Consider the following 18321-nt stretch of genomic DNA (forward strand, 5'->3'; position numbering starts at 1 on the left):
GCTCCAACCTCCGGATGCCCTCCGATCTTAATGGAAAGCTCAGCCAAATGTAAGGACACGCTAAAGACCTGCGCCACGCGCCGGCACTAGCATCGCGCGTGTTCATTTCCAGAGACGCCAGCAAGGCCTCGAACAACCTTTCATCACGCTGTCATTTCAGTCGGCGGGCAGTTGATGCCCGAATTTGGGCAAGGAGTTCGCCATGAGCATTTTGAAGCACCCGGCGATCGCGCCACTCGCTTTTGTCGTTCGCCGTTACGATGTCAGGATCATATTGAGCATCACTATCCTCAGTCGCATTTTTCTCATCGCCGTCTATCTCGCGTGGAGCGGCCCGAGCTTGTCCGAGGTCGACCTCGCTACCGCCATGGCGCTGCCATGAGCTCGGGGCCGCTCGAATGGTGCATCGAGATCGCGATCATTGCGGCGATTTGCGCCGGGATTTTCGTCGGCGCGCACACCCGCATCACCGCGTCGGACCAGGGATCACGCCACACGCCTGCCGACCGGGCAGCCTGCTTTCAGCGGTCTGCGAGCGACACCGGCATGAGAGCGATCCCGCGAGGCAGGCACATCGCTTGATCCGAGTGCCCTCGCCGTCTGCGATCACCAATAGGCGTAGTACGGGCGGGGATACGGCCGATAATATCCATAATAGGGGCGGTAGTGCCGGTAGTACCGGCGGTAGCCGTAGCCGGGATATACGTAGGCCGGCCCGTATCCATAATAGGCCGGCGCATAGCCGTAACCATAGCCATAGGGGCCACCATAGTACGGTCCGCCGTAATAGCCATAAGGCGCGCCGGCGATGGCGCTGCCGATGATTGCGCCGGCCGCAAGGCCGCCCAGGCCCAGGCCCCAGCCCCAACCACCGCCGCGCCAACGCACCTGCGTGACGTCATCGCTGGCCGCGGCTTTCATGGTCGCGACATTGGTGGGCATCGGGGCCGCCGCTGCCCGCTCGATTTGGCCGGCCATGACCGCGCCGGCCAGCGAACAGGCAATTGCCGCTTTCCAGATCGTCATCGTCTTGCTCCCTGTCTGACGTTTCATTCGAAAAGAGATCGCAGAGCCCATGATCAGGCATCCCAGCGCCAAGTTAATGCCTCGAATTTGCGTGCAGCGCACAAGGCACCCGTCCAAGGCACCCGTCCACGGCTCGATCGTTGGGTTGCCGGTTGGGCGGGCATGCAGCGCGGATCGACGCGTCTCTTCGCCGAAATGACACCGGCATGAAGCGCGGGGACACCCGCAAAGCATTAAGCTTCCCGCGTGCGCAACCAACAACCACCTTCCCGATTTACTATTCGTAGCATTACTATCGGTTCCAATGCCGCGCGCCGAACGGGTTTCTCGCGACAAATGGCCTCGGTCCGAGCCAGACGTGAGTGGGAGGATGACATGAATGCCGCGAGACCTGAGCCCCTTGCCCGCCAAGCGCTGGCGTTCGTCCTGGCCGGCGGCCGCGGCAGCCGGCTCCTGGAGCTGACCGACCGGCGCGCCAAGCCTGCAGTCTATTTCGGCGGCAAATCCCGCATCATCGATTTCGCACTGTCGAACGCGGTGAACTCGGGCATCCGCCGCATCGCGGTCGCCACCCAGTACAAGGCGCACAGCCTGATCCGGCATCTGCAGATGGGCTGGAACTTCTTCCGCCCCGAACGCAACGAGAGCTTTGACATTCTCCCTGCCAGCCAGCGCGTGTCGGAGAACATGTGGTATGTCGGCACGGCCGACGCGATTTACCAAAACATCGACATCATCGAATCGCATGCCTGCCGCTTCATCGTGGTGCTCGCCGGCGACCATATCTACAAAATGGATTACGAGGTGATGCTGCGCCAGCACGTCGACCGCGGCGCCGACGTCACGGTCGGCTGCCTCGAAATGCCGCGCGCGGAATCCTCGGGCTTCGGCATCATTCATGTCGACGAGGACGGCTGGATCCAGTCGTTCCTCGAGAAACCCGCCGATCCGCCGCCGATGCCGGGCAAGCCGGACGTCTCGCTCGCCAGCATGGGCATCTACGTGTTCGATGCGAAATTCCTGTTCGACGAGCTCAAGCGCGACGCCGAAAATCCGAACTCGAACCACGATTTCGGCAAGGACATCATTCCCTACATCGTCAAGAACGGCCGCGCCATTGCGCACCAGTTCTCGACCTCCTGCGTCCGCTCCGGCAGCGATCCCCGCGCCTATTGGCGCGACGTCGGCACTGTCGACGCCTATTGGTCCGCCAATATCGACCTCACCGATGTGGTGCCGGAGCTGGATTTGTTCGACCGCGCCTGGCCGATCTGGTCCTACTCCGAGATCACCCCACCGGCAAAGTTCGTCCACGACGAGGAGAACCGGCGTGGCCAGGCCGTGAGTTCGCTGGTCTCGGGCGGCTGCATCATCTCCGGCGCCTCGCTGCGCCGCTCGCTGCTGTTCACCGGCGTGCGCGTCAACTCCTACGCCAGCGTCGAGAACGCCGTGATCATGCCGTACGTGAATGTCGGCCGCGGCGCGCGCCTGAAAAACGTCGTGATCGACCGCGGCGTGGAGATCCCCGAGGGCCTCGTCATCGGCGACGACCCCGAACTAGACGCCAAGCGCTTCCGCACCACCGAGCAGGGCATCTCGCTAATCACCCAGCCGATGATCGACAGGCTCAATACATGACGCCTGTTCGCGTCCTCGCGGTCGCCTCTGAAGTCTATCCCATCGTCAAGACCGGCGGCCTCGCAGACGTCGCCGGCGCGCTCCCGGTCGCGCTGAAGGCGCACGGCGTCGAGATGCGCACGCTGATGCCGGGCTATCCCGACGTGATGCGGCAGCTCTCGGACGCCGATGAAATCCGGCGCTGGCCGGATTATTTCGGCGGGCCGGGCCGCCTGCTCGCAGGCTCGCATGACGGGCTCGATCTGTTCGTGCTCGACGTGCCGCATCTCTATGCACGGCCGGGTAATCCCTACGTCACCCAGGAGGGCATCGACTGGCCGGACAATGGCGTGCGCTTCGCCGCATTGTCACGCGTGGCGGCCGACATCGGCCACGGCCTCATCCCCGCTTTCGTGCCCGACATCGTGCATGCCCATGACTGGCAGGCAGGGCTCGCACCGGCCTATCTGCACTATGACAATCGGCCGCGGCCGGGCACCGTGATGACCATTCACAACATGGCCTATCAGGGCAAGTTCGCGCGCGAGCTGATCGGCGCGATCGGCTTGCCCTGGGGCGCCTTCAACGTCAACGGCCTCGAATATTTCGGCGGGATCAGCTTTTTGAAGGCGGGCCTGCAATTCGCCGACCGCATCACCACGGTGTCGCCGACTTACGCGCAGGAGATCCAGACCGATGAAGGCGGGATGGGCTTCGGCGGCCTCTTGCGCGCACGCGCCAGCGTGCTCAGTGGCATCCTCAACGGCATCGACGTTTCAGTCTGGAATCCGCAGACCGATCCGCACATTGCCTATCGCTTCGGCGCGGAGGACCTTACGTTCCGAGCTGCAAACAAGGCGGTTCTTCAGCAACAGTTCAATCTCGATTCCTCGGACGAAGTGCCCCTGCTCGGTGTCATCAGCCGGCTGTCCTGGCAGAAGGGGCTCGACCTCCTGCTCGATGTCATTCCGACCATCCTCGGCGAAGGCATGCAGCTCGCACTGCTCGGTAGCGGCGATCGCAATCTCCAGGACCGCTATCAGGCGGCGGCGCGCGCGAATCCGGGACGGATCGGGGTCGTGATCGGCTATGACGAAATTCTGGCGCACCTGATCCAGGCCGGCTCGGATGCACTGCTGGTGCCGTCGCGGTTCGAGCCGTGCGGCCTGACCCAGCTCTGCGCGCTGCGCTACGGCGCGGTGCCGATCGTGGCCCGGGTCGGGGGCCTCGAGGATACCATCGTCGATATCGGCGAGGCCGACAGATCGGGCCGCGATGCCACCGGCTTCAAGTTCGGCCCCGTGACGGCGGACGCTTTTGCGAGGACGCTGCGCAAGGCCAACCTCACCTTCCACGACAAGGTGACCTGGCGCCGGCTCCAACTGAGCGGGCTGTCGACGGACGTGTCGTGGCGCAACCGGGCGGGCGACTATGCTGCGCTCTATCGCGGCCTCATGCCGGCCCGTCACACGGCATGACCATCGCCGAATCCAGTGCTATAGAGCCGGCATGGACCCCTTCGCAATCAAGCTGCTCGGCTTCGCCGCCGCAACCTGCACCACTGCGGCCTACGCGCCGCAATTCATCAAGGTCTGGAAGACCCGCTCGACCGAGGACATTTCGCTCGGCATGTTCCTGGTCATGGTTCTGGGCCTGGCGCTCTGGCTGGTCTACGGCCTGCTCTCCGGGGACGCTCCGCTGGTCGCCGCCAATGCGATCACCATGGTGCTCGCCGGCGGCATCCTGTTCATGAAACTGAAATACGGGTGAGCTCGGAGCTCGGTGGGGCGGAGCAAGCTACACCAAACCGCTCTCCGAATTCGCCATGGTTGCATTTTGCCGGTGTTTTGCCCGACGTGTCAAACGTCCCCGAAATGGCGCTCGATCATCCTGCCCGGCAAAAGCATTGTGCTAAGCCATTCTATTTGCTGGGCCGTTCTACTGTGCATGGGGTTGTTTTCGCCCTTTTGCGATGGCCCTGACGCGCGGGCGTGAAGAAGATCAACCACCAAACACGTACGAGGCCATCGCAACGTTCGCGACCTCGTCGACGAAGACGCGATGCCCGACATCGCTGCCGGCGGCACCGGCGGCCACCATCAGCGGCAGCAGATGGTCCTCGCGCGGATGGGCAAGGCGCGCGCTGGGCGCGCTCTGCCAGTCGACCAGCATCGCGTTGCGGCGCGCCGCATCCTTATGGCTGATGGCCTCGTTCAGATAGGCTTCGAAATCGTAGGACACAGGCTTGGACTCCGCCCGCCCGAAGCCGCGCATGTTGTGATAGGTAAGCCCGCTGCCGATGATCAGAATGCCTTCATCGCGGAGCGAGGCGATCGCCTGCCCGGCCTTGATGTGCTCGGCCGGATCGTAGCTCGACTTCAGCGACAGCAGCACGATCGGCATATCGGCATTGGGATACATCAGGCCGAGCGGCACGAAGGTGCCGTGATCAAACCCCTGATTGGCATCCTCCCGGCAATCGAGGCCGGCACGCGTGAGTAGCGCCTTCACCTCTGCGGCGAGCTCGGGCCTGCCAGGCGCCGGATATTTGAGGTGATAGGTGTGCTCGGGGAAGCCGTAATAGTCGTACACCATCGGCGGATGCGCGGACGTCGATACCGTGAACGCCTCGGCCTCCCAATGGCCGGTGATGACGAGCACGGCCTTCGGCTTCGCCGGCAGGAGCTGCGGCAGCCGACCGAACGCCTCCGCGGTCTTGGCATATTGCACCCGCCGATCCTCCATGAACGGCCAGGGGCCGCCGCCATGCGACAGGAAGAAGGCCGGCAATCGCGTCATGGGGCTCGTCTCGTTGGCAATTTGCGCGTAGCTGCCGCGCGGTCGGCGGCGAGCATAGGCAAACCGGCATGGTTAGCAAGCCGTTAACGATTTGCCTTCCACAATTGCGGCCGTGGCCGAAGCAGTCGGCCAGAAGACGAGCGAGACGTGAGATGAAGAAGTTTGCGCTGGGGGACGTGGTCAACAGTGATAAGGGCCGCCGCGGCGTCGTCCGCGCCGCCTTCAGATCAAGGGACGGCCAGCAGTTCTATGCCGTCGAAAAGGACGGCGCGATGGACTATCTGGAGGAAGACCGCCTGACGCCGGCGCCCCGCGTCGAGCTCGCAGCGTAAATCCAACTCATCCACTTCCACAGCTAGCGCGCGAGCCGGTCCAGACGCGCCGACCAGGGGTCATCGCTGCTTGCGGTGCGATCGTTGGCGATCAGCAGCAGGCGATCGCGATCCGCAACCGCATCCCAGTGCGGCAGATCGGTCCCGTTGGGATCGCCCGTCCTGGCGAAGTTGATCCAGTAGGCGCGGATGCGGCTTGCGACCTCGCGATCCCGCCGCGAAAAGATGCCGGCTCCCGGCACGCCCTCGACGCCGAAGATGAACTGCAATTCCCGGCCGTGCCCTTCGTCCGAACTTCCGCGCCGCGCTTCGGGCACATAGGCGAAACGATAGCGGAAGGTCGGCGCGCCGGTTGCGGCGTGAAGCCGGGCCAACAATCTCACCGGCTCGGAGAAGACTTTGTCGGTGTAGAACCTTGCCGCAAGGTCCGACGGCCGCGCCACGTCGGGATAGAGCTCACGCAGCCCGTCGATGCTCTCGCCCGAGGACGCAAGCTCTTGCTTGATCTCGAGCTCACCGTCAAAGCGCGTCTCGTCGTCATTCGAGCCGATGATCAAGGCAATGCGGCTCTGATGTCCCGCCGCAAATCCCGCGGCAATGTTCTCCGTCACCAGACTTCCATCCACCGCGGGTGTGAAGCTGCGCGACGATTGTTCCAGCAGGCGTTTTTCGGCGGCAAGCAGGCTCGCCGGCTTGGCTGTGCGCAAATCCGTTTCCTGCCCGAGCGTCGTCACGAATTGCCGCCCGGCCGACTCTGCCTCTTGCGCGGAGCGCAGCTGCGCCCGGCCGGGCACGGATTGCAGAATGGCTTTCTGAAACAGATCGCGCGATTGCGCGCACAGCATCAGCAGCGCGATCGATGTGGCGCCTGAACCATTGCCGAACAGGGTGACGTTGTTCGGATCGCCGCCGAAGGCCGCGATGTTGTCATGGATCCAATGCAGCGCTGCGATCTGGTCCATCAGGCCGTAATTGCCGGACCCGACGTCCGACAAAGCAGGATGGGCAAGCCAGCCGAGCGCGCCCAGGCGATAATTCAGGGTGACCACGATGAGGCCGGCCTGTGCAAGCTTTGCGCCGTCGAACAGCGGATCGTTGGCGGTGCCTCTGATGAAACCGCCGCCATGGATGAACACCATGACCGGCAGCGGCCCGTCAACACCGAAGGGACGAAACACGTTCAGCGTGAGACAATCCTCACTCGCGCCCGGCATCAACGGCTGAAGACAGGGCGCACCATAATCGTACGCGGTGCGCATCTCCGAGTTTTCGGGCGTTGCCTGCGGTGAACGCCAGCGCAGCGGTCCGACCGGGGGCGCGGCGTAGGCAAGCCCCTTGAAGGACGCGACCTCGCCCTCGACGGCGCCGAGCAGCTGTCCCTCTCGCGTCAGGGCAAACGGAAACTGGCCGACCGGCTGAGCCAAGGCCGGGCCGGCGCAGCACAGGAATGCGGAAGCTGCAACAAGCGCAAGCAAGGGCCGCATCTCGGGGATCTCGATGCCCGGAAAAGGTTCCTTGGGAGGTTACGTCCGCGGCCGGTAGCGAGGCAAGCCTTGCGGGCCGCGCTCAACCGGACTTGCCGGTCAGCTCCGCCAGCGCGTGACGCGCGACGATGCCGAGCTCACCGAGTGTGGAATGGCCGGATTGCGCCGCCTCGATCAGGCGTCGGGCGATGAACCTGCGGCTGTCGTGATCGCCGCCATGCGGCAACTGGCGGCATGTCTCCTCCAGCACGACGTCCATGTTCGCTTTGGTTCGCTCACTCAACTCTGTCATGACGCCCGGTCGGCACGCGTGGCAAGGAAACGGCAGCAAGGAAACGGCAGCATACACAGGCGGATCGTGCCTGATTAGCCCGGAAAATCACGGCCTTGTGCATCGCGATGCGTGCATCGGCGCAACCTTCGCGCCACCCCACGGGCGCCGCAAACGGCTACCGAAGATTGCACTTGCTTTGATGACAAGCCGCGCCTGCGGCGATAGCCTGCGCGGCAAAACAAAACATACCGGAGGAATGCCATGCCTGACGCAATGGTTGCTGCACGTAGCTCTGAGGCGCGTGGAACCGGCCAACAGGTTGACGTTGCCGTCGTCGGCGCCGGATTTGCCGGCCTCTATCTTCTGCATCGCCTGCGCAAGGCCGGCTTTACGGTGGTCGCTGTCGAAGAGGCCGGCGACGTCGGCGGCACCTGGTACTGGAACCGCTATCCCGGCGCGCGCTGTGACATCCAGACCATCGACTACAGCTACACCTTCGATCCGGAGCTCGAGACGGCCTGGACCTGGTCGGAAAAATACGCGACCCAGCCCGAGATCCTGCGCTATCTCGGCTTCGTCGCCGACCGCTATGATCTGCGCCGCGACATCCGCTTCAGGACCAAAGTGACGGAAGCCACATGGGATGAAGCGACCGGGCGCTGGCGGCTTGCAACCGACAACGGAGGACCGGTCTCCTGCCGCCATTACATCATGGCAACGGGCTGCCTTTCCGCGCCAAAGCCGCCGGAGATCGACGGCGTCCAGGATTTTACCGGCGAAGTCTATTTCACCGGGCGCTGGCCGCATGACGGCGTCAATCTCGCCGGCAAGCGCGTTGCTGTGATCGGCACAGGCTCGTCCGGCATCCAGTCGATCCCGCTGATTGCCGAACAGGCAGAGCATCTAACCGTATTCCAGCGCACGCCGAACTTCGCATTGCCCGCACATAACGGGCCGGCGCCGTCGGATCGCATGGGTCTTTTGGAAGGCGACCGCGCGGCCTATCGCGAGCAGGCGCGCCAGTCGATGACGGGCGTGCCCTATCCGCAGCAGACGGCCGTGAGCTGGCAACTGAGCGACGCCGAACGGCGCGTGCGGTTCGAGGAGGCGTGGGGCAAGGGCGATCTCGTCTACATCCTGACCCAGCTCTGGGCCGATCAAGGGGTCGATGTCGACGGCAACGCACTGATCTGCGAGCTGATCCGCGAGAAGATCAGCACGGTGGTGAAGGATCCGGAAACGGCTGCGGCGCTGATGCCGCACGACCATCCGTTCGGCGCCAAGCGGCCCTGCCTCGACACCAACTACTACGCCACCTACAACCGACCGAACGTCACGCTGGTCAATCTGCGGCAGGAGCCGATCAAGGCGATCACCCCAAACGGCATCACCACCGGCAAGCGCAGCTTCGACGTCGACGTCATCGTGTTCGCCACCGGTTTCGATGCCATGACCGGCGCGATCCGGGCCGTGCATCCGATCACGGGGCGCGCCGGCAGGTCGCTCTCCGACGTCTGGGCGCAAGGACCGCAGACCTATCTCGGGCTCACCGTCGCGGGCTTTCCGAACTTCTTCATGATTACGGGACCCGGCAGTCCGTCGGTGCTGTCGAACATGGCGGTATCGATCGAGCAGCATGTCGACTGGGTCGTCGACCGGCTTGCCGCACTGCGTGACGCTGGTTTCACCACGATCGAGGCCACCGAGACGGCGCAGGCCGGCTGGGGCCGGCACATGGCCGACTGCGCGACGCTGACGCTGCACCGGCTCGCCAACACCTGGTACACGGGCGCTAACGTGCCCGGCAAGGTGCACGCGCTGATGCCCTATACCGGCGGCGTCGGCCCCTATCGCAGCATCTGCGGCGAGGTCGTCAGCCGTGGCATGCTCGGCTTCAAGCTCACCGGCCCCGATGCCGCCGCGCAGTGCAATGACGGCGAGGTGGTGCGCCTGCAACCGGATGTACGGCTGGTGTTGAACCTGCTCGCGCAATTGAACCTGCCGCCTATCGAGTCGATGGGTGCGCTGGGCGCGCGCGCCTTCGTCAACGAGTTCAACAAGGGACGGCCTGCAGGACGGCCGGTCGGCGCCGTCGTCGACGGCTCTTTGCCCGGCACCGATGGACCCCTGCACTATCGCCTGTACCGGCCGGCGACGCCGGGACCGCATCCGGTCGTGGTCTATTTCCATGGCGGCGGCTGGGTGCTCGGCGACGAACAGTCCGACGATCCGTTCTGTCGCGACATGGCGCGGCGCACCGATATGATCTTCGTCAGCGTCGGCTACCGCCATGCGCCCGAATATCGTTTCCCGGCGGCGGCCGAGGACGGCTACACGGCAACGCGCTGGATCGCCGAGCATGCCGTCGAGCTCGGCGGCAAACCCGGCCCGGTGCTGGTCGCGGGCTGGAGCGCCGGCGGCAACATCGCCGCGGTCAGCTGCCAGCTCGCGCGCGACCGCGGCGGGCCGGAGATCGCCGGCCAGCTCCTCGTCTGCCCGGTCACCGACTGCACGTTCGATCGTGGCTCGTACAACGAAAACGAGACCGGCTATTTCCTGACGCGCTCGCTGATGTACTGGTTCTGGGACCTCTACTGCTCACCGGCTGACCGCACCGACCCACGTGTCTCGCCGCTCCGCGGCAAGGTCGCGGGCCTGCCGCCGGCCTTCGTCGTCACGTGCGAGTTCGATCCGTTGCGCGACGAGGGCATTGCCTATGCCGAAGCAATGGCGGCCGCGGGGGTTCCGGTCGAGCAGCTCAAGGCGCGCGGCCATTTCCATTCGTCCTTCACGATGGTGGACGTGGTGATCACCGGCGTCCAGGGCCGGATGCAGATGGCTGAGGCCATGCGGCGCTTTGCCGGGCTTCCGCCTGTGGCCCGGCGCGGCGACGAGAACAGCCACGGTCAGGCCAACCCGGGACACAGGATAGCCGCAGCCGCGAGCTGACAGCGACGGGGCGGGCCCGGAACCATTTCGCGGCCGTCGCGTTATGGGGTTGTGGCATTGAGATGCAGCGATTGGTATGAGCCCCGGCACGTAAAATTTTGCGTGCTGGGGTTCTTTTTGCGTGAGGCGGGACGATGGGGGACGCGTTAGTTACAGATTCCAAGGTCGACTTCGGCGCGCCCGCCGCGCTGCATAAATGGCCATCGCTCGCAAACCAGCGTAGGCCGGACCGGGAGCCTTACCAGGTGAGCGGAGGGACGCTCGACGAGTGCATCTCGGCATTCATGGGCAAGCCGGAGGCGACGAGACATCTCTATGAGATTCACACGGCACCGCAGCCGCCGCTGGTGACGGATATCCTGTCGCCCGAGCACGTCATCGAATTATCACGCTTGAGAGAATTTCTCTGATCGCGCGCAGACGCCATATCTGCACGCGCACACAGGCTTCTCATAAAGGCAGGAACCATCTCGCGGATCTTTCCGTTATCGGAGATCGGAAGCCAAGGCGTGAGTGCCTGAGATGCTTGAAGCCAGCGTACCCGAGCCGACGGTGCCTTATGGCGCGGACCAGACCATGATCGTCGTGATCGATCGTCGCGACCAGGCGACTGAGATCCGCGTCGAGCGAAGCGATATTGAGGTGACCATCCGCGAGCTCGTCGCCGGCTGCTTCAACGATCCCATCAAGGTGGTCTCCTTCAACACGCTCGAACATTGGATGAAGGACATCTCGACCGAGGTCGCCGGTGAAATTCGGGCTCGCTGCGATATCGACGGCATAGCGCTGCCCGACTATCTCAGCGATTTCGTCGAGAGGCATACCTGATCGCGCATCATCCTCGTCGGCGCAAAGGCGCGGGGTGATGGCTTGCGGAAGTTAAGCGTGCCGGCGCTTGCCGGCGATGACCTCGATCTCGCGGCGGCGCTCGCCCGCGAAGATCAGTAGCTTTTCGACCGTCAGCGTATCCGTGATCCGTTTGGCGAGCCGCTCGGCGCGCGCGGCCTGATCTTCGAGATACTGGATCGTATTCAAACCCCGCCTCCCCAAAAGCGCCCCAAACTGGAGCCCCGATTTGTTCGGGCAGCCATGGTGCGTCAGGGCGGCTAACAGCCGGTTAAGCAGCGGCGCGCTGATGTCGGTCGACGGCGCCTATTGCACGACGTCGAGCCGGACATTGACGATGCCCCTGTCGACCATGCCGAGCGCTTCGGCAGCCGAAGGCGAGACATCGACGACACGTCCATGAACATAGGGCCCGCGATCGTTGACCTTGACGGTCACGGAGCGACCGGAGGAAACGTCGGTCACGCGCAGGCGAGTGCCGAACGGCAGAGTCGGATGCGCTGCGGTCAATTCGTTCTTATCGAATTTCTCGCCGCTCGCGGTCTCCGTATCCGAATAGAAGCTGGCAACGCCGTGCGCCGCCGTCTGCGCCGCGCTTGGGCCGTCATCAGGCACACGCACCCGGCTGACGGGCCGCGGATGTAGCGCCGCCACCGAATGCAGCCTGTGCGGCCGCTCGACCGTAGCCTGCCGGCCGGCGCCGGCAAGATCGGCCTTCTGGCGGCCCACCGGCGATTGCGCGCAAGCGGCCAGCGAGGCGGCGCCGATGATTGCGAGCAGCAGCCGGGCCGGCTGGCGGCACGAGGCTGCGAGGGAAATCCGGACACTTTCGGCACGTGCAAAGTGAGACATGATACGCCCCTCCGAACGGCCTCAAGTTCGGTGGGCAATGAGGGCAGAACCTTGTCGGAACAAAAGCAGGCCTGCGGCCACGGCCGTTTCGCAGCGGCTGTGACGATTCCACCACAGTGCCGTGTTCTGAATCGGGACAAGATTCGTGAAAAAACTAGCCCGACACCTCGGGCCAGAGGATCGGGCGCGCATCCGGCTGAGCCTCGCCGGGCTCAACCTCACCTCTCAGGAGCCGCGCGAACTCGCGCCGATAGAGCCGCAGCCAGCCGGTTTTCAGGCTGGCGAGAAAGTCGAGCTCCCGTTGCGTCAATGTGCACATCATGAACCCGGTCAGGTTGTGAGAAGCGCCGTCAGCCGACGAGGCTCTCCATCGGTTTGACGTCCGCGCTACCAGGGAAGACGGCCTCGGCGAGAACCTTCTCTTCGACGCGCAGATGATCCCTCAGCAGGCCCTTCAGCACCGCGCGCAGATCCGTGGTCGGCATCAGGTCGCGATCCTCGAAGAGCTGAGCGGGCTTCAGTCCCGGCCAATCTGCGATCACGCGGCCGCCGGCGAGCGCACCACCGATGAGAAAGGCGACCGCACCCGTGCCGTGGTCCGTGCCTTGCGTTCCGTTGATACGCGCAGTGCGGCCAAACTCGGTTACGACGGCAATCACAGTCTCGTGCCAGACCTCGCCCATGTTGCTCTCGATCGCGGCAAACGCACCGTCGAGAGCTCCGAGCAAATTGTAGAGCTGGCCCGAGGCCGCGCCTTCCGCGATATGCGTGTCCCAGCCGACGAAGCCCATGGCGCCGACCCGCGGGCCGTCGGGCTTGGCGAGATAGCGCGCGGCGGTGCCGGCAGCCTCAGCGAAGTAGGCGCGCACGCGCGCGATGCCGGGCGGCGCCAGCGTCGGATCGTCCGACATAGGGTCCCCGCTAGCCATCGCGCCGTCGAGCGAGGCGAGCTTCATGCGCGCCTGAAGCACGGTCGCGAGCTTCGGATCGGTGTGCTGGTAGAGATCGAGCAGGCGGCTCTGCGTGTCCGCGCTCGCCGGCAGCAGTTTCTGCGGCACCCATGTCATCACAGGCGCCGAGCCGCGCACGACGAGCGGGGTGACGGAGCCGATCCCGAGCGCGCGGCTGCCGCGCGGATCGACGCGCCCGCCCGCCTCCAGCGCGACCAGCGCGCGGTTGAGCCATCCCGAACCGGTCATGCCGGGCTTGGCGAGCCCGCTCTCCAGCACGTCCTGGCCGTCGAAATGCGAGCGCTCGCGATAAGGCGTCGCGGCGGCGTGGACGATCGAGGCCTTGCCGGTCTTGTAGAGCCGGTGCAGGTTCGGCATCGCCGGATTGAGCGCGAAGAAGGAATCGAGCGGCAGTGCCGGCGTCTTGCCGTCCAGCACCAGCGCACGATCGCCGCGCAGCGATATCCAGTCGGGATCGCCGACCGGCGCAACCGCACCGAGGCCGTCGAGCGCGCCGCGCAGGACGATGACGAGCAGACGCGGATCGCGCCCCTCGGCGCGCGCGAGCCGCGGCATCTGGCTCCATGCAAACAGCGCACCGGAACCGACCAGAAGCTCGCGCCGCGTGGGCAGGTGATCGACGAAACCCATGCTCACCTCCTCTGAAAATCAGCCGACATGAACAACAGCGCCAGCGCCTGCTGCCGGCTCTCGGCGCGTCCGACCGCCTGCTTCACCTCGGCCGCGATCTCGGATGCGAAGACGTCCTCGATGATCGTTTGCGGATCGGCCGTGTCGGCGATGCGCTCGGCAAAATAGTTGGCGACGTCGAGCCGCCGGCCGACGCCGTCGATCCAGCTTGCCTCGTCGTCCGGATAGCCCTTGGGCGCCGACGGACGCCACAGCGCCTCGCCGAGCAGTTGCTGGCCCGCGGTGTAAGGAACGGGATCGACGACCGTGATCCCCGTCGCGCGCACCATGCCGATGACCCATTCGCCAGGACGCTTGAGTTTGGACGGCGGGGCGCGCCAGGCTTCGTCCGACGATACCATCGCAATCGCGACCTGCTTGAGATCGCCCTCAGTCTCGCGAAACGTTTTCGCCATCTGCGCGACAAGGGCCGGCGGCGGCTCGTCGGCGACGAAATGGCGGGCGAGCTTGGTCGCGATATGGGTTGCGGTTGCCGGATGCGCGGCGAGGTCGCGCAGCACGGCGCGGCCCTGCTCGGCGTCCTCCTGCTCGTAGCGCTTGCCGAGCACGGTTTGCCCGCCCGGCTCGTGCAGCCGCGGTTTGAAGATGAACTCGCCGCCATGCTGGGGATCGGCGCCCGGTGGCACCAGTGTCCAGCCGGTCAGGACGTTGGCGAAGCTGATCACGTCGTCCTGGGTGTAGCCGGTGCGCACACCGAGCGTGTGCAGCTCCATGATCTCGCGCGCAAAATTCTCGTTGAGGCCGCGGCTTCGGTTGATACCGGCGGTCGAGTTCGCGCCCATCGACTCCAGATTGTCGAGATAAACCAGCATCGCAGGATGGCCTTCGACGGCCAGAAGCAGATCGACGAGGCGGCCGAGCGCGTGAGCGCGAACGGCTTCGCGCTCATAGGCACCGGACATGCTCTGGATCCGGTTGGCCGAAACGCAGAAATGGTTGGACCAGAACCACACCAACCGCTCTGCAAAACCGATGTCGGCAACGAGCGCGGCTTCGGTGCGCAGCTTGGCTTCCTGCAAGTAGATCGGTCGGCCGGGATCGGGTACCGCTTCGGCGGCTTGCTTCGCCGCCATCTCGGCGGCGTCCTTCTCGGCGCCCTGCGCCTGCATTTGGTCTTCCGACATGACTGGTGTTGCGGCCACTTGCTGCTTCTTCGCCTGCTGCTGCGCCTGCTTGGCGCGTGCCGTGCGCCGCGCGTTGGCATCGGCCACGGTGCGGTAGGCCTTCGCGCTGGAAGGCAGGCTGGCAGCAGCGGTCAGCACCAGCGGCCGATCGAGCTCGGCAATCAGCGCGCCGCGCGGGTCAGTCCCGACCACGGCGATAGATCCTGGTCGCGGCCCCATCCCGAAACGATGAAGCGCCAGCACGGCCTCGGTCTTTGCAGAACTGCTCATGACGAACGCCCAATTCTCCGAGTCCGCTAGACACGGCGCAGTGCGGTAGCCAGTTACGAATTGTAATGCTACATATCGTAACACTCGAGATGAGCCGGTGCAAGCTGAGATTGAGCGCCGCGGCGCTCTCCCGACCGGGCGAGCACTCGTCAGCCAGCGGACGTGCGAGGAGTCTAGAAATTCGGTCCGAGCGCGATCTTGGTGATGGTGCCGTTCCTGACGCCGATGCGCCATTCCGCCGAACCATTGGCGAACTGGGCGATGTAGATGTCGCTGTCGAGCGCGGTGACGCCGCGGAACGAGACCGCGCGCAACGCGCCGAGCCGCGCCAGGATCGCCTGATCGAATGGAAGCTGCTGGCGCGTGATGTCGGCGACCTCCGACGTCATGCGGTCGTAGTCCGGCTGCCCCTTGCCCACGCCTTCGATATAGCGGCGCAGCATCTCCTCACCATTGGCGATCGGAACGGCGCGGCGAGCGGCGCGCCCGGGCCGTGCGCCGAGGTTCGACGCCTCGACATTGTGAAAGCGCGTCTGCCGGCCCGGCAGCAGGATCTCCAGACATCGGCCCGATTTGTCGGCAATCACCCAGGGACTGTTCACGGTGGTGGTGGTGGCCCAGCTCGTGTTGGGCCTGACGACGCTCTGCGCCTTGCGATTGCCGTCGGCGTCGACGTTGAAGATCTGAATGTCGTCGCCCAGCTCGTTATAGACCATGATCCGGATCGGCGAGGTGCCGGCGCGGCTGCGCACATTCGACTCCTCCGCGCAGGCGGCGATGCCGCCGAGCTCGTCATTGCCGTCGGCCCGGAAGATCACGTCGCCGGCCTTGCCGTCGGGCTCGAGCAGCAGACGGAATTCCGCCGTACCGTTCTCGAACTTGGCGCCATAGATGTCGTAGCCGCCGGGGCCAACACCGCGGAAGAAGATCGATTCCATCGCGCCGAGCGCCAGGAACGTCGCGTGCAACTCGTCGATCTGCCGATGGACCTTGGCAGCGAGCGGCGCGCTCATGCGATCGTAGTTCGGCGTGCCCCTGCGCAGGTCTTCAATCCCGCGCAGGATCGTCTCCCTGCCACCGGCGACCGGGACCTGCTCCCGGAAGCGATCGGGGACTTCTGAGAGGCGCCGCGCGAAGTCGGCCTCCACGGCCTGTGCCACTGATGCGTCGATCCGCGGCGCGAGGCGAGCGCCTGTGACCGCGTTCTGGACCAGCACGCGCGACACCTTTGTCTGCTCGTCGCGCAGGAAGATCAGGAGATGGTCGCCGTGGACAGAGAAGGCGTCGGCGCCCTCGGCGAGGACCATCGATCTGGCCTGTCCGGTTTCCTGCACTTGCAGATGATCGCCGTCGCGCCGCACGGTAAGCACGCGGTTCGGCGCGAGCCGGTACCAGCCGACATAGTGATCGAGCGGTGCGGGATCGGCGGCCGGCGTCGGCATCTCGGCGACGCGGACCGCGCGCACGTCGCGACCATTCATGTGCAGCGTCAGCTCGGAGGAGCGGCGCTCGGCATCGAGCGGAAAGTTGATCTCGCCGAACGAGGCCGCGTAGGACGCCGTGCCATCACTGCCTATCGTCAGACGCAGCCTGCGCTGCCCGGTGAGCTGCCCGTAGAGATCGTCGCCCTCGCGGAAGATCGCGAACACCGAGGCCGGGCCCACGGCATAGAAATTGACGAAGGGTTGATAGTGCTGGGCCGGCGCCTCGCCGAGGTCTCCAGCGAAAGGCGCGGGGTCCGGCGTTCGATAGGCGATCATGCCCGCCGATACGATCACGGCCGGTACAATTGCGGCCGCGATCCGCAGCCGCTTGCGCCAGCCGACCGCAACGGGCATGGCTGCAGCTGCGATGATGCGCTCGACGCGGGCGCGGACGGTCGAGGCCCGTGCCATCGCGAGCTCCACCGGCCGCGGGTTTACAGAGGTCGCGACGTCCAGCAGGATCTCCGCATAGGACAGCCGGTCGTCGATGACTTCGATCGCTTGGGCGTCGCTGATGATCTCTGCAAGCTCGGCAAGCCGCACGAGCTGCCACCACGAGAACGGGCTGAACCAGAACGCCGCGCGGTTGAGGGAAGCAAGCAGCAAGACGTAGAAGTCGCGGTTGGCAACATGCGCGCCCTCATGCGCGAGCACCGCGAGGCGCTTCTTCGCGTCCCAGGCAGCAAATTGCGGCGGCACCAGAATGGTTGAGCCGAAGGTGACGGGACCGCCGACGTCGCGGCTGATGCGCACGTCGGCATCGATCATTTTGGGATCGCGCATCGGCTGCGCGGCCCGTGCCAGGCGCCAGGTCAGGCAGAGGCCGATGGCGAGCCGCAACAGCAGCAGGCCGGCGACGCCAGCATAAATGATTGTGGCCGCCAGCCGCCAATCGATCGACACACCACTCCTGGCCGGCGGCTCGACGGTAGCGCCGGGCGTGATCGGCAAGGCCGGCTGCGGCGTCTCGAGCATCGAGATATCGGCCGGCCAAAGTTCGTCCGGCACTGGCACGGAGAGAGGCAGCCGGGCGATGGTGAGCGTCGGCCAATGCATCACGAAAGGCATCGCCAGCGATGCCAGCAGCACGACGACCCAGGCCGTCATGTGGAGGTGCGGATTGCGCACGCGAAACAGGTTGAGACCGAACCAGACGACGCCTCCCAGCACAAAGGAGCGTAGCGCCGCCTCCGCCAGAGTTGCGATCATTCTTTCTTCACTCCCCTCGCCTTCTTTGCCTTGGCTACTTGATCGGCCAGCGTGCGCAGCTGCTGCTGGTCGAGCATCGCATTGTCCACCATGCCGACGAGGACTTCCTCAATCGAGCCGTTGCAGAACCAGTCGACGATGCGCTGCACCGCCTTGGCAGCGACACGGGCGCGGGGCTCGGCCGCCTGGTAGACGTAGGTTCGTCCGTCCACGGTGTGGTTGGCGTAGCCCTTTTCTTCCAGCCGACGCAGCACCGTGCGTACCGTCGATTCCTTCAAACGCCGCGACAGCCGCTCGCGCACGACTTCCGCCGTCACCGGACCATGGGCCCAGACCAATTGCATGACCTCGTGCTCGAGGTCGCCCAGTTCGGGCAAACGATCGTCCATGGCAT

General features: G+C 65.1%; 19 protein-coding genes. 8 read left to right on the forward strand and 11 right to left on the reverse strand.

The window, feature by feature from the left end; all coding sequences use genetic code 11:
• Positions 1–202 precede the first annotated feature (202 nt).
• Positions 203–382, forward strand: coding sequence for a hypothetical protein (locus GWG65_RS27655; RefSeq protein ID WP_275198725.1), 180 nt, complete (start codon positions 203–205; stop codon positions 380–382).
• A gap of 224 nt (positions 383–606) precedes the next feature.
• On the opposite strand, the gene GWG65_RS27660 is transcribed toward GWG65_RS27655, so the two are convergent.
• Complete coding sequence (locus GWG65_RS27660) at positions 607–1026, reverse strand: hypothetical protein (RefSeq protein ID WP_275198726.1); 420 nt, start codon at positions 1024–1026, stop codon at positions 607–609.
• A gap of 375 nt (positions 1027–1401) precedes the next feature.
• Between GWG65_RS27660 and glgC the strand changes: the two genes are divergently transcribed.
• From glgC to GWG65_RS27675, 3 genes are read left to right on the forward strand one after another with little or no spacing between them, the layout of a single operon-like run.
• Positions 1402–2664 carry a glucose-1-phosphate adenylyltransferase gene (glgC, locus tag GWG65_RS27665; RefSeq protein ID WP_275198727.1) on the forward strand — a complete coding sequence of 421 codons (1263 nt, stop codon included), beginning with the start codon at positions 1402–1404 and terminating at the stop codon, positions 2662–2664.
• A complete protein-coding gene (gene glgA / locus GWG65_RS27670; RefSeq protein ID WP_275198728.1) occupies positions 2661–4121 on the forward strand; it encodes a glycogen synthase GlgA in 1461 nt (486 codons plus the stop codon). The genes glgC and glgA overlap by 4 nt, the downstream gene beginning before the upstream one ends.
• Positions 4122–4152: 31 nt before the next feature.
• On the forward strand, positions 4153–4413 hold the full coding sequence (locus tag GWG65_RS27675; protein WP_275198729.1) for a SemiSWEET transporter: 261 nt from the start codon (positions 4153–4155) through the stop codon (positions 4411–4413).
• A gap of 231 nt (positions 4414–4644) precedes the next feature.
• Here the strand turns inward: GWG65_RS27675 and GWG65_RS27680 are convergent, their stop codons facing one another.
• Entirely contained in the window at positions 4645–5442 is a 798-nt protein-coding gene (locus tag GWG65_RS27680) for a class III extradiol ring-cleavage dioxygenase (protein WP_275198730.1), read from the reverse strand.
• A 152-nt stretch (positions 5443–5594) separates the two neighbouring features.
• Here GWG65_RS27680 and GWG65_RS27685 point away from each other — a divergent pair, with 152 nt between their 5' ends.
• A complete protein-coding gene (locus GWG65_RS27685; RefSeq protein WP_148743305.1) occupies positions 5595–5774 on the forward strand; it encodes a hypothetical protein in 180 nt (59 codons plus the stop codon).
• A gap of 23 nt (positions 5775–5797) precedes the next feature.
• Here the strand turns inward: GWG65_RS27685 and GWG65_RS27690 are convergent, their stop codons facing one another.
• Positions 5798–7258: a carboxylesterase family protein gene (locus tag GWG65_RS27690; protein ID WP_275198731.1), complete on the reverse strand. Its 1461-nt coding sequence runs from the start codon at positions 7256–7258 to the stop codon at positions 5798–5800.
• 82 nt (positions 7259–7340) lie between these two features.
• Positions 7341–7550 carry a hypothetical protein gene (locus GWG65_RS27695; protein ID WP_275198732.1) on the reverse strand — a complete coding sequence of 70 codons (210 nt, stop codon included), beginning with the start codon at positions 7548–7550 and terminating at the stop codon, positions 7341–7343.
• A gap of 243 nt (positions 7551–7793) precedes the next feature.
• On the opposite strand from GWG65_RS27695, the gene GWG65_RS27700 reads away from it, so the two are divergent.
• From GWG65_RS27700 to GWG65_RS27710, 3 genes are all read left to right on the forward strand, one after another.
• Complete coding sequence (locus GWG65_RS27700; protein ID WP_275198733.1) at positions 7794–10481, forward strand: alpha/beta hydrolase fold domain-containing protein; 2688 nt, start codon at positions 7794–7796, stop codon at positions 10479–10481.
• A 134-nt stretch (positions 10482–10615) separates the two neighbouring features.
• Positions 10616–10891, forward strand: a complete 276-nt coding sequence (locus GWG65_RS27705; protein ID WP_275198734.1) for a hypothetical protein — start codon at positions 10616–10618, stop codon at positions 10889–10891.
• Between the two features lie 112 nt (positions 10892–11003).
• Positions 11004–11309: a hypothetical protein gene (locus GWG65_RS27710; protein WP_275198735.1), complete on the forward strand. Its 306-nt coding sequence runs from the start codon at positions 11004–11006 to the stop codon at positions 11307–11309.
• A gap of 51 nt (positions 11310–11360) precedes the next feature.
• Here GWG65_RS27710 and GWG65_RS27715 read toward each other — a convergent pair whose 3' ends face one another.
• The 7 genes from GWG65_RS27715 to GWG65_RS27745 all read right to left on the reverse strand — a co-directional run bounded on the left by GWG65_RS27715 (position 11361) and on the right by GWG65_RS27745 (position 18316).
• Complete coding sequence (locus GWG65_RS27715) at positions 11361–11516, reverse strand: hypothetical protein (RefSeq protein WP_275198736.1); 156 nt, start codon at positions 11514–11516, stop codon at positions 11361–11363.
• A gap of 117 nt (positions 11517–11633) precedes the next feature.
• Positions 11634–12179: a septal ring lytic transglycosylase RlpA family protein gene (locus tag GWG65_RS27720; RefSeq protein ID WP_275198737.1), complete on the reverse strand. Its 546-nt coding sequence runs from the start codon at positions 12177–12179 to the stop codon at positions 11634–11636.
• 154 nt (positions 12180–12333) lie between these two features.
• Positions 12334–12501: a hypothetical protein gene (locus tag GWG65_RS27725; protein WP_275198738.1), complete on the reverse strand. Its 168-nt coding sequence runs from the start codon at positions 12499–12501 to the stop codon at positions 12334–12336.
• 28 nt (positions 12502–12529) lie between these two features.
• Positions 12530–13780, reverse strand: coding sequence for a DUF1501 domain-containing protein (locus GWG65_RS27730; RefSeq protein WP_275198739.1), 1251 nt, complete (start codon positions 13778–13780; stop codon positions 12530–12532).
• Positions 13781–13782: 2 nt separating this feature from the next.
• Positions 13783–15234 carry a DUF1800 domain-containing protein gene (locus tag GWG65_RS27735; protein ID WP_275198740.1) on the reverse strand — a complete coding sequence of 484 codons (1452 nt, stop codon included), beginning with the start codon at positions 15232–15234 and terminating at the stop codon, positions 13783–13785.
• 173 nt (positions 15235–15407) lie between these two features.
• The gene (locus tag GWG65_RS27740; protein ID WP_275198741.1) at positions 15408–17927 is read right to left on the reverse strand and encodes a M56 family metallopeptidase; all 2520 of its coding nucleotides are present in this window, start codon (positions 17925–17927) and stop codon (positions 15408–15410) included.
• Positions 17924–18316 carry a BlaI/MecI/CopY family transcriptional regulator gene (locus GWG65_RS27745; RefSeq protein WP_275198742.1) on the reverse strand — a complete coding sequence of 131 codons (393 nt, stop codon included), beginning with the start codon at positions 18314–18316 and terminating at the stop codon, positions 17924–17926. The genes GWG65_RS27740 and GWG65_RS27745 overlap by 4 nt, the downstream gene beginning before the upstream one ends.
• Between the last annotated feature and the right edge of the window lie 5 nt (positions 18317–18321).

The sequence above is a fragment of the Bradyrhizobium sp. CSA207 genome, from assembly GCF_029051685.1.
In the GTDB taxonomy this organism is placed as follows: Bacteria; Pseudomonadota; Alphaproteobacteria; order Rhizobiales; family Xanthobacteraceae; genus Bradyrhizobium.

Bases quoted from the DNA above. Each gene is read 5' to 3' on its own strand.
- GWG65_RS27655 (WP_275198725.1), top strand. From the start codon at position 203: ATGAGCATTTTGAAGCACCCGGCGATCGCGCCACTCGCTTTTGTCGTT.
- GWG65_RS27660 (WP_275198726.1), bottom strand. From the start codon at position 1,026: ATGACGATCTGGAAAGCGGCAATTGCCTGTTCGCTGGCCGGCGCGGTC.
- glgC (WP_275198727.1), top strand. From the start codon at position 1,402: ATGAATGCCGCGAGACCTGAGCCCCTTGCCCGCCAAGCGCTGGCGTTC.
- glgA (WP_275198728.1), top strand. From the start codon at position 2,661: ATGACGCCTGTTCGCGTCCTCGCGGTCGCCTCTGAAGTCTATCCCATC.
- GWG65_RS27675 (WP_275198729.1), top strand. From the start codon at position 4,153: ATGGACCCCTTCGCAATCAAGCTGCTCGGCTTCGCCGCCGCAACCTGC.
- GWG65_RS27680 (WP_275198730.1), bottom strand. From the start codon at position 5,442: ATGACGCGATTGCCGGCCTTCTTCCTGTCGCATGGCGGCGGCCCCTGG.
- GWG65_RS27685 (WP_148743305.1), top strand. From the start codon at position 5,595: ATGAAGAAGTTTGCGCTGGGGGACGTGGTCAACAGTGATAAGGGCCGC.
- GWG65_RS27690 (WP_275198731.1), bottom strand. From the start codon at position 7,258: ATGCGGCCCTTGCTTGCGCTTGTTGCAGCTTCCGCATTCCTGTGCTGC.
- GWG65_RS27695 (WP_275198732.1), bottom strand. From the start codon at position 7,550: ATGACAGAGTTGAGTGAGCGAACCAAAGCGAACATGGACGTCGTGCTG.
- GWG65_RS27700 (WP_275198733.1), top strand. From the start codon at position 7,794: ATGCCTGACGCAATGGTTGCTGCACGTAGCTCTGAGGCGCGTGGAACC.
- GWG65_RS27705 (WP_275198734.1), top strand. From the start codon at position 10,616: ATGGGGGACGCGTTAGTTACAGATTCCAAGGTCGACTTCGGCGCGCCC.
- GWG65_RS27710 (WP_275198735.1), top strand. From the start codon at position 11,004: ATGCTTGAAGCCAGCGTACCCGAGCCGACGGTGCCTTATGGCGCGGAC.
- GWG65_RS27720 (WP_275198737.1), bottom strand. From the start codon at position 12,179: ATGTCTCACTTTGCACGTGCCGAAAGTGTCCGGATTTCCCTCGCAGCC.
- GWG65_RS27725 (WP_275198738.1), bottom strand. From the start codon at position 12,501: ATGATGTGCACATTGACGCAACGGGAGCTCGACTTTCTCGCCAGCCTG.
- GWG65_RS27730 (WP_275198739.1), bottom strand. From the start codon at position 13,780: ATGGGTTTCGTCGATCACCTGCCCACGCGGCGCGAGCTTCTGGTCGGT.
- GWG65_RS27735 (WP_275198740.1), bottom strand. From the start codon at position 15,234: ATGAGCAGTTCTGCAAAGACCGAGGCCGTGCTGGCGCTTCATCGTTTC.
- GWG65_RS27740 (WP_275198741.1), bottom strand. From the start codon at position 17,927: ATGATCGCAACTCTGGCGGAGGCGGCGCTACGCTCCTTTGTGCTGGGA.
- GWG65_RS27745 (WP_275198742.1), bottom strand. From the start codon at position 18,316: ATGGACGATCGTTTGCCCGAACTGGGCGACCTCGAGCACGAGGTCATG.